The 15,365-nt window shown below is 71.2% G+C and carries 10 protein-coding genes; 7 read left to right on the top strand and 3 right to left on the bottom strand.

Annotation, left to right across the window (positions count from 1 at the left end):
• Positions 1-45: 45 nt before the first annotated feature.
• A complete protein-coding gene (locus tag LR269_RS01600) occupies positions 46-1,695 on the top strand; it encodes a fucose isomerase (protein WP_231428959.1) in 1,650 nt (549 codons plus the stop codon).
• A 90-nt stretch (positions 1,696-1,785) separates the two neighbouring features.
• On the opposite strand, the gene LR269_RS01595 is transcribed toward LR269_RS01600, so the two are convergent.
• On the bottom strand, positions 1,786-5,592 hold the full coding sequence (locus tag LR269_RS01595) for an NPCBM/NEW2 domain-containing protein (RefSeq protein WP_231428958.1): 3,807 nt from the start codon (positions 5,590-5,592) through the stop codon (positions 1,786-1,788).
• Between the two features lie 151 nt (positions 5,593-5,743).
• Between LR269_RS01595 and LR269_RS01590 the strand changes: the two genes are divergently transcribed.
• Both LR269_RS01590 and LR269_RS01585 read left to right on the top strand, forming a co-directional pair.
• Positions 5,744-6,589, top strand: coding sequence for an alpha/beta fold hydrolase (locus tag LR269_RS01590; RefSeq protein ID WP_231428957.1), 846 nt, complete (start codon positions 5,744-5,746; stop codon positions 6,587-6,589).
• 138 nt (positions 6,590-6,727) lie between these two features.
• Positions 6,728-8,455: a beta-N-acetylhexosaminidase gene (locus tag LR269_RS01585; protein WP_231428956.1), complete on the top strand. Its 1,728-nt coding sequence runs from the start codon at positions 6,728-6,730 to the stop codon at positions 8,453-8,455.
• 123 nt (positions 8,456-8,578) lie between these two features.
• Here LR269_RS01585 and LR269_RS01580 read toward each other — a convergent pair whose 3' ends face one another.
• Positions 8,579-9,223, bottom strand: coding sequence for a histidine phosphatase family protein (locus LR269_RS01580; RefSeq protein WP_231428955.1), 645 nt, complete (start codon positions 9,221-9,223; stop codon positions 8,579-8,581).
• Between the two features lie 259 nt (positions 9,224-9,482).
• Here LR269_RS01580 and LR269_RS01575 point away from each other — a divergent pair, with 259 nt between their 5' ends.
• The gene (locus LR269_RS01575) at positions 9,483-10,532 is read left to right on the top strand and encodes a biotin/lipoate A/B protein ligase family protein (protein WP_231428954.1); all 1,050 of its coding nucleotides are present in this window, start codon (positions 9,483-9,485) and stop codon (positions 10,530-10,532) included.
• A 68-nt stretch (positions 10,533-10,600) separates the two neighbouring features.
• Positions 10,601-10,927: a hypothetical protein gene (locus tag LR269_RS01570; RefSeq protein ID WP_231428953.1), complete on the top strand. Its 327-nt coding sequence runs from the start codon at positions 10,601-10,603 to the stop codon at positions 10,925-10,927.
• Positions 10,928-11,006: 79 nt separating this feature from the next.
• Here LR269_RS01570 and LR269_RS01565 read toward each other — a convergent pair whose 3' ends face one another.
• Positions 11,007-11,618, bottom strand: a complete 612-nt coding sequence (locus LR269_RS01565) for a TetR/AcrR family transcriptional regulator (protein ID WP_231428952.1) — start codon at positions 11,616-11,618, stop codon at positions 11,007-11,009.
• 96 nt (positions 11,619-11,714) lie between these two features.
• Here LR269_RS01565 and LR269_RS01560 point away from each other — a divergent pair, with 96 nt between their 5' ends.
• Together LR269_RS01560 and LR269_RS01555 are read left to right on the top strand one after the other, a co-directional pair.
• Entirely contained in the window at positions 11,715-13,166 is a 1,452-nt protein-coding gene (locus LR269_RS01560; protein WP_231428951.1) for an APC family permease, read from the top strand.
• Positions 13,167-13,584: 418 nt separating this feature from the next.
• Positions 13,585-15,318, top strand: a complete 1,734-nt coding sequence (locus LR269_RS01555; RefSeq protein ID WP_231428950.1) for an amidohydrolase — start codon at positions 13,585-13,587, stop codon at positions 15,316-15,318.
• Positions 15,319-15,365 lie beyond the last annotated feature (47 nt).

Genomic DNA, 15,365 nt, shown 5'->3' with positions numbered 1-15,365 from the left:
GAACCACCACCAGCACCGACGTCCAGCACCCACCAGGAGGCATCCATGACCGACACCGCTCAGACCCGGTACGCGCTCCCGCGGCCGGCGGCCCGCCCCGCGGCCGAGCCGAACACCGCCTACCTGATCGCATCGGGCGACCTGCGCGAGTCGGCCAACACGGCGGGCTGGGCGACGCAGGCCGCCATGGAGGCCGACGTCACGGCGGCCCTCGGCGAGCTCGGTTGGCGAGTGGTGCGCGCGAACGAGGTCGATCCCGCGACCGGGCACGGGTTCATCTCGAGCCAGCGCATGGGGCTCGAGGTGTTCAAGTCCATTCCGGTCGACGCGCCGCTGATCGTCGCCGAAGCGGTGTGGCAGTACTCGCACCACGTGCTCGCGGGCCTTCGCACGCACCGGGGGCCGATTCTCACGGTCGCGAACTTCGCGGGCGACTGGCCCGGCCTGGTGGGCCTGCTCGGCCTGAACGCCGGTCTGACCAAGATGGGCAGGGAGTACTCGACGATCTGGTCGGTCGACTTCACCGACGACTGGTTCCGGCAGGGGCTGCGCGAGTGGGTCGAGACCGGCTCGATCACGCACGACGCGTCGCACGTGCGGCCCCTGCCAGAGCTGCCCGACACCGCCGAGGTCGAGCTCGGGCGTGCGCTCGCCGACGAGCTGCTCGCCGACAAGGCGATCATCGGCGTCTTCGACGAGGGCTGCATGGGCATGTACAACGCGATCTTCGACGACGAGCTGCTGAACCGGCTCGGCATCTACAAGGAGCGGCTCTCGCAGTCCGCGCTCTACGCCGAGATGCTGACGGTCGGCGACGACGAGGCCGACGCGGTCGGGGCCTGGCTCGTCGAGCGGGGCATGACGTTCAAGCTCGGCAGCGACGAGGCGACCGAGCTCACCGAGGCGCAGCTGCGCTGGCAGTACAAGATGTACATCGCCGCGCTGCGGATCGCCGACGACTTCGGGCTCGACGCCGTCGGCATCCAGTACCAGCAGGGCCTGAAGGACCTCGTGCCGGCGTCGGACCTCGCCGAGGGCCTGCTCAACTCGACCGAGCGCCCGCCCGTCACGTCGCGCGACGGCGAGCGCGTGCTGCACGAGGGGCGCGCGTTCCCGCACTTCAACGAGGCCGACGAGGGCGTCGCGGTCGACGCGCTCATCACCGACCGCATCTGGCGGGCGATGGGCATGGTCCCCGACAACACGCTGCACGACGTGCGCTGGGGCGAGGAGTTCGCGGGCGAGTTCGTGTGGGTGTACGAGATCTCGGGCTCCGTGCCCGGCTCGCACCTCGGCGGCTGGCAGAACGCCGAGGGGTGGCGGCAGGACCCGGTGTTCTTCCCGGCGGGCGGATCGACGGTCAACGGCGTCTCGAAGCCCGGCGAGGTGGTCCTCTCGCGCGTGTTCATCGCCGACGGCCGGCTGCAGGCCGACCTCCTGCGTGCCACCGTCGTCGTGCTGCCCGAGGAGGAGACGATCCGTCGCAAGAACGCCACGAACCCCGAGTGGCCGATCGCGCACGTCGTGCTGCACGAGGTGAGCCGCGACCAGTTCATGGCCAGGCACAAGGCCAACCACGCCCAGCTCGTCTACGCGCCCGACGCCGACACCGCCGACAAGGCCCTCGTCGCGAAGGCCGCGATGCTCGACCGGCTCGGCGTGAAGGTCAACCTCGTGGGGCGCGTCGAACTCTGAGCCCGAACGAGCGGATGCCTCGGCGAGCAGCGCTCGCCGAGGCATCCGTTCAGTGCGGGGCGGGCCGTGGGGAAGCGGCCCGCACCGGCCTCACTCGCAGGTGAACTTCGCGTCGCCCCACACGCCGTGGGCGCCGTTGATGCTGCCGGGCGCCTCGACGATCAGATCGACGTACTGCACGCCGCTGAGGTCGACGTCGACCGACTCGGGCGCGAACCCGGGCGTGAACGTCCGCGACTGGTAGCGGTTCTCACCGTCGGCGTCGACCTTGAAGATCACGTTGCCGGCGAACCGCGCCTCGAGGCCCACCTCGGCCGTGAAGGCCGAGCACGCCCCGCCGACGTAGTACGTGATCTTCGAGAGCGCGTGCACCCCGAGGCCCTTCTCGTACGTCGGGTTCGCGCCCGTCGCCGGGTCGGTGTAGTTGATCGCGAGCGGAACGTCGGGCGAACTCGCCGCGTCCTTGTTCGCGACGTCCTTGCCGATCATGCCCCAGCCGTTCGTGGCGCTCAGCCACGGCAGGTCGGAGGCGTAGACCGTGCCCGACGGGGGCGTCGGCAGCGGCTGGTCGACGACCTTCCAGTCGAAGATCTTCAGTCGCGACTCGGTCGGCAGCACGACGTAGGCGAGCTCCTTCGCGGGGTTGAGCCGCAGCACGTTCGAGTACACCTGGTACTTGTACGTCGGATACTCGTAGACGGCCGGGTTCGTCGCGCTGTTGCGCCCGAGCGAGGTGATCGCCACGCTCGCACCGCCGAGGCCCGAGGCCTGCGGCAGCCAGTTCGGGAAGAACACGCTCTGCTTCGACACGCTGCCGTCGGCGTAGTGCAGCTCGAGCTCGGGGTTCACCCCGCCGCCCGACGCAGCTGAGGCGAGGAGCGCGAGGTGCGTGCCCCGGCCCGAGAGCGCGATCGTCTGGCCGGCCGGCGAGACCGAGTCGGCCGCACCCGAGGGCGCCGGCCACGTGTACCCGATCGCCGCGTCGCCCGTGCCGACGGTGACCGTCGAGCCCGGCGTGACGCCCGCGCGGGCGAGCGCCTCGGCCGAGAAGCTCGCGCCGCCGCCGTCGAAGTTCGCGGCCTTCGCCGTCGCGATCTCGCTGATCGCGTCGGCGTTGTAGGCGCCCGCGAGCGAGCCGTAGGCGACGTAGATCTGGTTCGCTCCCGACACCGTCTGCGGCGAACGCTGCGACGTGTACGCCGCCTCGACGCCGACGGTCTGGCGGTCGGCCGCCGCGGCATCCGTCACCTCGAACACGAACTCGGCGCTCGCCGAGCCGCCCGCCTGCACGGTGCCGGCGCGGTCGCCCGTCGCGGAGACGAGCTCCCAGCCCTCGGGCGCGGCCGGCGTCAGCACGACGTCGTCCTTCGCCTTGGTTCCGGTGTTGCGGAACGTCGCCGTCACCGTGGTCTCGTCGCCCTGGAACACGCGATCGGCCAGGTCGACCGAGACCGATGCCGCCGAGGCATCCGCGTCGCGCCCGCCGACCGCGCTCGTCGCGGCCAGCACGACCTCGGCGCGCTCGCCGGAGGCGATCGGCGCGAGCTTCACGGTCACGACCCCGCCGGCGTCGGCGGCGTCGTAGAACCAGCCGGATGCCGCGGCCTCGAGCGCCTCGAGCGACGCGGCCTTCTTCAGGCCGGTGCCGTCGACCGCGACGTTCTGGGGCGCGGAGCCCGTGTGCGCCTCGATCACGTAGGGGCGGGCGCCGGCCTTGCCGTCGTAGTCGCCCTCGCGCTCGCCGATGCCGATCGTGACGGTGCCCTTCTTGCCGGGCTCCGGCGCGTCGACCGTGAACTCCTGGGTGCTCGACTCGCCGTCGGCGTAGCCGCGGGTCACCTTGTCGTCCTCGTAGAGCGCGAACTCGCTCTCGTCCTGCGGGTACACCGACAGGGTGATCGGCGAGTCCTCGGGCACGAACGAGGCGTTGCGGGCGACGACGCCCTGCGGCACGAGCGCGCCGGCGCGCACGAAGATCGGCAGCTTGTCGAGGGGCGCCGGGTGGCCGTTGATCACCTGGCCGCCCTCGTAGAGCTTGCCCGTCCAGTAGTCGACCCACTGCTCGCCCTCGGGCAGGTAGATGCCGTTGCGCACGGTCGTCTTCGTGAAGACGGGTGCGACGAGGTAGTCGCTGCCGAGCAGGAACTCGTTGTTGGCCTCGACGCTGTAGGCGCCCGGGTCCTTCGGGTACTCGAGCGCGAGCGACCGCATCATCGGCAGGCCGCTCCGGTGCGACTCGGCCGCGAGCGTGTAGATGTACGGCATGAGCTGCTGGCGAAGCTGCAGGTACGAGCGGTTGATCGCCGTCGCCTGCTCGCCGTAGAGCCACGGCCGCTTGTCGACCGAGGCCCAGCCGCTCATCGAGTAGAGCGCGGGCGCGAACGCCTTCCACTGCAGGTCGCGCACGTAGCTCTCGGCGGAGCCGCCGAAGATGCCGTCGACGTCGCCGGTCGTGAAGGGCAGGCCCGAGTTGCCGGCGCCCGTGAGCGCCGAGACCTGCCAGCGAACGGCGTCGAGGTTGCCCGAGTGGTCGCCCGTCCACTGCATGCCGCAGCGCTGCGCGCCCGCCCAGCCCTCGACCATGAGCGAGGTGCCGCGGGCGTCGGAGTACTGCTCGATGCCGTCGTGCGCGGCCTCGCAGCCGGTGAGCGCGAGCCGGTAGCCCGACCCGACCCAGGCGACGTCGAGCTTGCGCAGGCGGATGCCGGCCTCGCCGACCTCGTACTCCTGCTGCGTGAGCGAGCGCTGGGTCCAGAGGCCGGTCTTGAGGCCGGTCTCGGCCTCGATGGCGTCGACGGTCTCGGGCAGCTCCTGGTACTCGCAGCCGTAGCCGTCGTTGACGAGCATCCAGCCGCCGGGCATGTCGTGCTCGACGAAGTCCTTCGCGATCTCGAGCGCCTGCGGGGTCTTCAGCTTCGCCGGGTCCTTCGAACCCGAGTAGGTCGGGCTCGAGCGGTTGTAGCAGTCGGCGTCGCCGTACTCGAGGGCGTACACCGGGGGCATGATCGGCCGGCCGGTGAGCTTCGTGTAGCCGTCGAGCGCGTCCTCGTAGTCGCCCACGAAGTAGAACGCGTCGAACCGCTGCTCGGCGTGCGTCGTCGTGCCCGCCGCGAAGTCGTAGCTGCCGGCGGCGAACGTGTCGCGCAGCACGCCGTAGCCGTTCGACGACATGTAGTACGGCACCGCGTTCGGGTAGCCCTCGTCGTCCCAGTCGAAGTTCTTGGCGACGTTGATGGTCGCACCCGTGTGGATCGACCGGCCGTTCTGCATGCCGCCGCCGAGGAACTGCTCGCCCTCGACCGCCTCGAGGTGCTGGGTCGTCGAGCTGCGCCCGAAGGTGAGGGGCTCGGACTCGGACCAGACGGTCGAGCCGTCGGCGCGCTCGAGCGCGGTGCGCCCGGTGGCGCGGTCGATCTCGAGGGTCGCCTTCGCGGTCGCGATGGTGATCGTGTCGCCCTCGGTGACGGTCACGGATGCCTCGTCGAAGTCGTCCTCGCCGACGACGATGTTCGCCGTGCGGGCGGGGTCGCCCTGCGGGGTGTTCGCGGGGTCGGTGAACTCGCCGGTCGGGGTGGCCTCGAGGCGCAGGGTGCGCTCGTCGAGGAAGGTCGCCCTGAGCGCGCCGTGCTCGGCCTCGAGGGTGACGGTCGCGCCGTCCTGCTCGACGGCGGTGATCGCACCGAGCGTGGTGCCCGTGTCGTCGACGGGCACCTCGGGGTTCACCTTCTTCGGGGTGATCGGCGTCGGCTCGCTCGAGGCGGCCTCGGCAACGCTCGGTGTCGAGCCGGCCGCGAGCGCGAACGAGCCGAGGCCCGTCATCGCGACGAGGGCGGCGAGGCCGAGTGCGGTGAAGCGACGCGGCGGCCCGACGGGCCGGGTACACGGTTGCTGCATCATTGCTCGCAATCTCAAAGTGATGGATTGTGACGTTTACCGCCACCAAACGTTCATATAAGAGCACTTTGGAATCACCCCCGTCAAGGGGTCGCGCTCGTTCGGGACGATCGGCCGCCCTGCGGTCGGCGCGCCGCCTGCGATGATGTTCGGCATGCCGAGCTTCATCGATGCGCACGGGGTCGCCATCCACTACGAATCGTGGCGGGTGCCCGATGCGACCGCCGTCGTCCAGCTCGCGCACGGCGTGGGCGAGCACATCGGCAGGTACGGCGAGCTCGTCGGGGTGCTGAACGCGGCGGGCTACTCGGTCTGGGCCGACGACCACCGCGGGCACGGGCAGACCGGCTACGTGCAGCACGGCGGCGACCTCACCCGCATGGGGCGGCTCGGCCCGGGCGGCCTGCGTGCGGCGATCGATGCGGTCGAGCAGTTCACCGGCGTGATCCGCGAGCACGAGACATCCGACCTGCCGCTCGTCTACCTCGGGCAGTCCTGGGGGTCGTTCCTCGGGCAGATCATCATGAACCGGCACCCCGAGCGGTACGACGGCTTCGTGCTCACCGGTACCGCCTACCGCACGCTGTTCGACCTTCACTCGCCGAGCAACAGGCGCTTCGGGCACACCGGGCCGACACCGATGGAGTGGCTCAGCCGCGACCCCGAGGTGGCCCGGGCGTTCATGGCCGACCCGTACGCGACCGAGGTGCCGTTGCCGAAGCTGTTCGGACTGCCCGACACGCTCAGGCTGCTCGGCCGGCCCGCGCGCGGCCTCCCGCCCGAGCTGCCGCTGCTCATCATGAGCGGCACCGAGTGCGCCGTCGGCGGCGAGCGCAGCGTGCGTCGCCTCGCCGAGGCGTACGTCGAGCGGTCGGGCCTGCGCGACGTCGAGCTCATCGTGTACGAGGGTGCGCGGCACGAGCCCTTCAACGAGACCAACCGGGCCGAGGTCTTCGGCGACCTCGTGCGTTGGCTCGACGAGCGGTACGCGGTCGACTGATCGCAAAAATGAGCGAATGATCACCCCTGGTGATTGTTTCTGACCGAAAACATCGGACTATTGACAGACTCGATCAGCGCTGGCTAGCTTTCGGAGAGAACCCGAGACGCCCTACCACCGAGCTCGAGGAGGACACCGATGTCCAGATCGCCCCGCGCCGCACTCGCCGCCACTGTCGCGGTGGGTGCGCTCGCCTTCGTCGCCGCGCCCCTGCCGGCGAATGCCGCCGACTCCGCTGCCGGCGCCGACCCGCTCGCCGACCTCGCCCTCGTTCCACAACCGTCGCACGTCGCCGCGACGGGCGCGGATCCCGTCGAACTCGGCGCCGGCACCGTCATCAAGGTGCACCCGCTCGACGACGGCGCGGCGTCGGTCGGTGAGGGCTTCGCGGAACTGCTGAGGGATGCCACGGGCTACGCGGTCCCCGTCGGCCAGCGAGCCGCGGGCGCATCCCGGGGCGCGACGATCGAGCTCTCGACTCGCGGCGACGCCGCCCTCGGCGACGAGGGCTACACGATCCAGGCCGAGGGAACGCACGTGTCGCTCGAGGCGCACACCGCCGAGGGGCTGTTCCGCGGCGCGACCACGCTCCGGCAGTTGCTGCCGCCCGAGGTCGAATCGGCCGAGGCATCCGATGTCGCCTGGGCGATCCCGTCGGTCGACATCAGCGATGCGCCCCGCTACGACTACCGCGGCGCCATGCTCGACGTCGGTCGGCGGTTCTACCCCGTCGACGACGTGAAGCGCTTCATCGACCACATGGCGCTCTACAAGTACAACGCGCTCCACCTGCACCTCACCGACGACCAGGGCTGGCGCCTCACCGTCGATGCGCGGCCCGAGCTCACGCAGGTCGGCGCATCGACGCAGAGCGGATGGAAGCCCGGCACCGGCGGGCCCTGGTTCTACACCAAGGCCGACTACCAGGAGATCGTGAAGTACGCCGCCGACCACTTCATCGAGGTCGTGCCCGAGATCGACGGGCCGAGCCACGCGATGGCGGCCAAGGCGTCGATCCCCGAGATCAACTGCGACGGCAAGGCGGTCGCGCCGTACTCCGGCTTCGACGTCGGCCTGCCCACGATCTGCCTGACGCCCGAACGCCGCGAAGAGGTGCGCGCCTACCTGCAGGACGTGTTCACCGAGGCCGCGCAGCAGAGCTCCTCCGACATCGTGCACATCGGCGGCGACGAGGTGCCGTCGACCACGCAGGAGCAGATGGACTGGTACGTCGAGACCTCCGCCGAGGTGCTCGCCGAGCAGGGCAAGCGGGTCATGGGCTGGCACCAGATCGGCGCCTCGCCGCTGCCCGAGGGCTCCATCATGCAGTGGTGGGCCGACGCCGGCGACCAGGCCTCGATCGGCACGCCGAACGAGCGCCCCGACGTGCGGGAGCTCCGCAACGCGCTCGCGCAGGGCGCGACGGTCGTCGCCTCGCCCGCCGACCGCTCGTACCTCGACATGAAGTACGACGCGAGCGTGCCCTACGGGCTCAGCTGGGCCGGCCTCGTCGACCTCGAGCGCTCGTACGACTGGGACCCGATCTCGGTGACCTCGAGCACCGACGGCAGCGTCTCGCTCGCGACCGAGGAGCAGATCGAGGGCGTCGAGGCGGCGCTCTGGGCCGACCGCGCCTACTACGGCTCGACGAAGCTGCCGACGTCGCTCGACCAGTTCATCCCCGTGTCGCAGTACGCCGACTTCGTGAGCTTCCCGCGCATGCCGGCGATCGCCGAGGTCGGCTGGTCGGCGCCCGAGGTGCGCTCGTTCGACGACTTCGAACGCCGCATCGTGCAGCAGGCCCACCGCTGGGACGAGATGGGCATCGGCTACTACAAGGCGCCCGACGTGCCCTGGGAGGGGTAGGGGTCGTCGCCCCGCACGAGGCGCCGCCGGGACTCACCCGGTGGCGCCTCGTTCGAGTTCCGGCCCGTCGCGGGCCGAGGAGGGAGCGAGGCGAGCGCCTCGAAGCGCCACCGACCGCCGCGGCTACATGCCCGCGTGCCAGGGCGGCACGTCGTAGCCCAGCAGTCGGATGCGGGGATGGTGCGCCGCGCGCGACTCCGTCGCCCAGGGGTAGACGATCGTCGTCACGTTGCAGTTGCCGAGCACGGGCAGCAGGTCGCGGTAGCCGTCGGGGTCCATGCCCGCGAGCTCGCAGAACAGCAGCCGGATGAGGGTGGCGTGCGCGACGACGAGCACGCGCCCGTCGGGGAACTCGGCTGCGAGCTCGTCGAACACGGGCAGCGCCCGGGCGATGCCGGCGCGGCCGGTCTCGCCGCCCGGGAACGGGTTCGATGCCGGCGCCTCGCAGAACGCCGCCCACTCGGCCGGATACCGCTCGGTGAGCTCGTCGGGGGTCAGGCCTTCGGCGGCGCCGAAGTCGATCTCGACGAGCCGGGCGTCGGTGCGCACCGGCAGGCCGGTCGTCTCGCCGGCGGGCGCGGCCGAGCGCTGCGCGCGGCTGAGCGGCGAGGCGATGATCGCATCGAGCCGGGCGTCGACCGCCCACGCGCCGAGCGCCGCGGCCTGGCCGAGGCCGTGGCGCGTGAGCGCGACATCCGAGTTGCCCGCGTAGCGGTGTTCGGCGTGCCAGACGGTCTCGCCGTGCCGCGCCAGGAAGAACGTCGTCATGTCGCCAGCGTACGCAGGGTCCCGTCGGTCGAGTAGGCGGCACCGGCGGGACCAAGCGATCCGCACCAGGTGTGGATTTGTGGATTTGTGGCCACCGATCGAGTGGATTTGTGGATTTGTGGACACCGATCGAGTGGACTTGTGGATTTGTGGCCGCCTTCCCGCGAGTGCACCCGGCGGTCGGCCTGACGCGGCGCGTCCGAGCCCGTGACGCTCCCGCGCTACTCGACCGACGGAACCCATCCGTAGGCTGTACCGCATGCACGGTGAATACAAGGTGCCCGGCGGCAAGCTCGTGATCGTCGACTTCGACGTGGTCGGCGGGGCGATCCGCAACCCGCGGGTCGCCGGCGACTTCTTCCTCGAACCCGACGAAGCGCTCGACGACATCAACGCCGCGCTCGAGGGCCTGCCCGCGGCTTCCGACGCGAAGCAGATCTCGGCCGCGATCGGCGCGCGCCTCCGCAAGGACGCCGTCATGCTGGGCTTCTCGGCCGACGCCGTCGCGGTCGCCGTGCGCCGCGCGCTCACCGAGGCGACGAGCTGGGCCGACTACGACTGGGAGGTCGTGCACGACCCCGCCGTGCCGCCGCGCCTGCACCTCGCGCTCGACGAGGTGCTCGCCACCCGCGTCGGCGAGGGCCGCCGCAAGCCGACCCTGCGCATCTGGGAGTGGGACGAATCGGCCGTCGTCATCGGCTCGTTCCAGTCGGTGAGGAACGAGGTCGACCCCGAGGGCGCCGAGCGCTACGGCTTCGACGTCGTGCGCCGCATCTCGGGCGGCGGCGCGATGATGATGGAGCAGGGCAACGTCGTCACCTACTCGCTCTACGTGCCTGCAGAGCTCGTGCAGGGCATGAGCTTCGCCGAGTCGTACGCCTACCTCGACGACTGGGTGCTGCAGGGCCTGCGCGCCCTCGGGATCGAGGCGACGTACCAGCCGCTCAACGACATCACGAGCCCGCTCGGCAAGATCGGCGGCGCCGCGCAGAAGCGCCTCGGCAACGGGGGAGTGCTGCACCACGTCACGATGGCGTACGACCTCGACAACGAGAAGATGCTCGAGGTCCTCCGCATCGGTCGCGAGAAGATCAGCGACAAGGGCATCGCCTCGGCGGCGAAGCGCGTCGACCCGCTGCGCTCGCAGACGGGGCTCAGCCGCGGCGCCATCATCGAGAGCCTCAAGCAGACGTTCGTCGCGCTCAACGGGGCGACGCCGGGCAGCGTGACCGCCGACGAGCTGGCCGAGGCCGAGGAGCTCGTCGAGACGAAGTTCGCGACGCGCGAGTGGCTCTACCGGGTGCCGTGACGGTCGCGCGTCGCGGCTGAGCGACGGCTCGCGAGGAAGGCTCAGGGTCACCCCGCTAGAATCGCCGGGTGGATTGGTGGATCTGGCTCGCGATCGCGCTCGGCGCGCTCGGCGTCATCGTCGTCGCCGTGCGGCTCGGCTGGATCGACCTCTCCGACAAGACCAAGAAGGGCAAGCCCTCGGGCAGCGCCGTCATGATGATCGGCGACGAGGTGTTCGCGCCGCGCAAGTACGAGGCGCAGGTCGAGATGGACCGGCAGAACCGCCTGCCCACGCCGGCGCCGACTCCCGACGGTGACAAGGGCATCGCCTTCGCCGACGACGAGGGGGATGCCGCGGGCGCGCCTCCGGCGCGGTCCGATCGCTTCAAGGGCTCGATCCGCCTCGACGTCTGAGGACGGTCGGTCGGTCGAGCGGCGAAGCGTTTCGAGGCCACCGGGTCGAGCAGCCCGGCCTCGATCCGGTGCTGCGCGCCTACTCGGCCGACGGGGTGGTCGGGCAGCCGAGTTCCGCCGCGACCGCCCGCATCGCCGCGGCCGCGGTCTCGACCGTCATGAGCGCGTTGCCGCCGACGATGTGCAGGCCGTACGCGTCTTCGAGGGCGACGAACGTCATCGCGAGCCGGTCGTCGTCGAGGTTCGGCGTGAAGACGCCGGCCGTGCGCCCCGCGGCCAGGATGCGACGGTACGTCTCGAGCTGGCGCAGGTAGAGCTTCTGCACGAGCTCGTCGTGCAGCGGCGAGTTGCCGGCGAGCACGTCGAACTCGTAGAGCAGGCTCATGAGCGCGTCATCGGGCCCGCTCGGCAGACCGCCGTCGATGGCGGCGGCGAGCTGCGCACGGGGGTCGTCGAGGCGGTCGACGACGGCATCGCGATCGTCGCAGAACCGCTCCACACCGGCAGCATGGGCCTCGACGAGCAGTGCGTCGAGGTCTTCGTAGTAGTAGAGGATCGCGCCCCGCGTGAGGCCGGCCTGGGCCGCGACATCCGTCAGCGACAGCGACCGCAGCCCGTGCATGCGCCCCGCGGCATACGTCGCCTCGATGAGGGCCGCGCGCCGGGCGTGCTGGTTGCGGGGTCGGGCCATGTTCTTGACACTAACCGATCGGCCTGTCATGCTCGGTGCATTCTTTGACACTTGAGTCAAATAATGCCTTGGTTCCCCCGACGAAGCGAGACCCCCATGTCATCACCCACTCCAGCGCCCGCCCTCGACACGGCCGCGACGACGACGCACGGCGCGCAGCTGTCGCGTTCGCTCGGCGTCGGCGGCAACGTGCTCATCACCCTCTCGGGCATCTCGCCCGCCTCGAGCGTGTTCATCCTCGGCGGCGCCGCGCTCGCCACCTACGGCACCGGCGTCTTCTGGGGCTTCGCCCTCGCCGGCGTCATCAGCCTGCTCGTCGCACTGTGCTACGCCGAGCTCGGGTCGCGGCATCCCATCGCCGGCGGCGACTACTCGCTCGTGAACCGCGTGCTCGGGCCGGCAGCGGGCGCGGCCGTGTTCTTCATCAACCTCATCACGCTGCCGCTCATCGTGGCGATCTTCGCGCTCGGCGTCGCCGACTACCTCGGCGTCGCGATCGCGGGGCTCGACCCGTTGTGGACGGCGCTCATCGTGATCGTGCTCGCGACCGTGACGGCGTGCTTCAACATCCGCACGAACGCGTGGGTGACGGGTGCCTTCCTCTTCGTCGAGATGGCCGCGCTCGTGCTGCTCGCGGTGCTGGGGCTCATCAACGTCGAGCGCCCGATCACCGCGCTCTTCGACCCGCAGGTGCTCGACCCCGCGACGGGCGGACTCGCTCCGCTCGGCATCGCCGGGCTCGTGCTGGCGATCACGCAGGGCATCTTCTCGTACAACGGCTACGGCGGCGCGATCTACTTCGCCGAGGAGACCCGCAACGCCCGCCGCACCATCGCCCGCGCCGTGCTCTGGAGCGCGCTCATCACCGTGCTCGCCGAGCTCATCCCGCTGACCGCGATCCTGCTCGGTGCCGACTCGCTCGAGGACCTCTTCGGCGCGGCGCTGCCGGTCGAGACGTTCCTCGCCGAGAGCGCCGGCGATGCCGTCACGATCGTCGTGCTCGTGGCGATCGCACTCGCGATCGTGAACGCGATCATCGCGATCGCCCTGCAGTCGGGCCGCCTGCTCTTCGCCGCTGCCCGCGACCAGGCGATGCCGGCCGGGCTCGCCCGCCCGCTCGCGAAGGTGTCGCCGACGACGAAGATGCCGGTCGTCGCCACGATCGTCATGGGCGTGCTCGCCCTCGCGGCATGCTTCGTGCCCTTCGACGTGCTGCTCAACGCCACCGGATCGACGCTCGCGTTCAGCTACGGCTTCATCGCCCTCGCCGCGCTCGTCGTGCGCCGGCAGACGAACCGCGAGGCCGCCGCCGGGGCGTCGATGTCGGCGTACTTCCGCATGCCGCTCTGGCCGATCGCGCCGATCGTCGCCCTCGCCGCGATCGCGACGATCTTCGTGATCGGGATCCTCGACCCCGCGCAGTGGCTGAGCCTCGGCATCGCGGCGGGGATCATCGTCGCCGGGTTCCTCTACTACGCGCTGTACCTGCGCACGAACCCCGGCGCGGCACACCTGCTCGACGCCGACGAGGACGACGACCTCGCCTGAGGATCCCCACGGTCCGACGGGATCACGGCGGCCGGCCGCGTCGGCTCCGCGATCCCGTCGCCCGGGTCGGGGATGTCTCGGCCGGGAGCGCGACCACATGACCGCATGACCACACGGGACGAGTCCACGTGCCCACACGACCACACCGTCCGAGGAGCGAACGCACCGGCCGGGGACGCTTCTCGCAGGGCGTCCACACGTCCACATGTCCACAGCGTGCGCGTCGACAATTCCACACATCCACACGATCGATGCGCACATGTCCACAAATCCACAGCTCCGGCGGACCGAACGCCCCCGGAGTCCGGCGAACCGTGGCTGGTGGCTGCCCCATGTCATCGGCCACCGCATCACCGCATCACCGCATCACCGCTCCACCGCACACCGCTCCACCGCACACCGCAGAAAGCCCAGCACCATGACCCTCGACCTCCTCATCACCGGCGCACGCGTGCGCACCTTCGACCCCGCGCGGCCCTGGGCCGAGGCGATCGGCGTCACGGGCGACCGCATCGCCTACGTCGGCCCCGCGGCCGAGGCGCCCGCCGCGCGGCGCACGGTCGAGGCCGACGGCCGGCTCGTCACGCCCGGCGTGATCGACAGCCACAATCACCTGCTGCTCGGCTTCGACGACGATGCGGTCTCGCTCGAAGGGGCGCACACCCTCGACGAGGTGCGCCGGCGCATCGCCGGCTTCGCGGCCGCCCGCCCCGAGCTGCCGTGGATCTGCGCCGAGAACGCCGTGTACGCCGTCGTCGAGAACCGCCGGCCGAACGCGCGCGACCTGGCCGGCCTCGACCCGCACGGCCGGCCGATCTTCGTGACGACCTACGACCAGCACTCGGTGTGGCTCGACCGCCGCGCGCTCGAGGTGCTCGGCCTCGCCGACGGCGGCGAGATCGCCTGGGGCCGCGCCGAGCGCGACGCCGACGGCACGGCGACCGGATGGGTCACCGACTTCTACACGAGCGCGATGACCGTCGCGGGACTCGCGGCGCTGCAGCGCGACATCCCGATGTACTCGCCCGAACGCCGGTACCGCAAGCTGCGGTCGAGCATGCGCATGGCGACCGCGCTCGGCATCACGACCGTCGTCGAGCCGCAGGTGCCGCTCGCCGAGCTTCCGCTCTTCGAGCGTGCGCTCGCCGAGGGCGTGCTGAGCTCCCGAGTGATCGCCGCGCTCTTCCACCCCGTCGGGGCCGACGGCGAGTTCCGGCGCACGCTCCGCGACACGATCGCGAACGCGGCCGAGAACCCGGATGACGCGGGCCTGCTGCGCCTCGGGCCCATCAAGCTCTACTCCGACGACGTGATCGAGCCGCACACCGCGCTCATGCTCGACGACTACGCGAACCGGCCCGGCCGGCGCGGACGCCCGAGCTACGCCGGCAACGGCGGGCGCGAGCTCGTCGGCGTCGTCACCGAACTCGACCGGCTGGGCCTGCAGACCCACACGCACGCGACGGGCGACGCGGGCATCCGGCTGGCGCTCGACGCGATCGAGCACGCGCAACGGGTGAACGGCACGGTCGACCGGCGCCACGGCGTCGTGCACGTCGAGTGCCTGCACCCCGACGACCTGCCGCGCTTCGCGGAGCTGGGCGTCACCGCGGCGATGCAGCCGCGGCACTGCTCGCCCGACCTCGTCGCCGGCACGTGGATGGAGAACGTCGGCGAAGAGCGCTGGAGCCGCGCCTGGCGCTTCAGGAGCCTCCTCGACTCGGGCGCGACCGTCGCCTTCTCGAGCGACTGGCAGGTCGGCGAGATGGACCCGCTCGTCGGCGTCTTCTCGGCCGCGACCCGTGCGGCGCTCGACGGCACCGACGCCTGGACCGCGGGGGAGCGGGTCGGCGTCGACCGCTCGCTCGAGGCCTACACGGTGCACGGTGCGCGGGCCTGGCATCTCGAGGGGTCGCGCGGGCGACTCGCGGTGGGCATGGACGCCGACCTCGTCGTGTGGTCGGGCGACCTCTACGCGCACGAGCACGACCCAGCGGGCCTCCTCGCCGAGCACGCCGAGGTGACGCTGGTGGGCGGGCAGGTCGTGCACTCGCGCGGCGCCGTCGCCGACGTCGTCGGTTCGGCCGCGGCATCCGACCCCGCCGCGGGCCGCGAGATCGCCGACGCGCACGCGCACGAGCACGCCGGCTGACTTCGGCGGGCGCTACCGCAACCGGCGGAGCGGTCGACTGGCAGACT

Origin of the sequence: Agromyces sp. S2-1-8, from assembly GCF_021129215.1 — a bacterium.
Classification (GTDB): Bacteria; Actinomycetota; Actinomycetes; order Actinomycetales; family Microbacteriaceae; genus Agromyces; species Agromyces chromiiresistens.
This window is presented reverse-complemented; position numbering and strand designations above follow the sequence as displayed.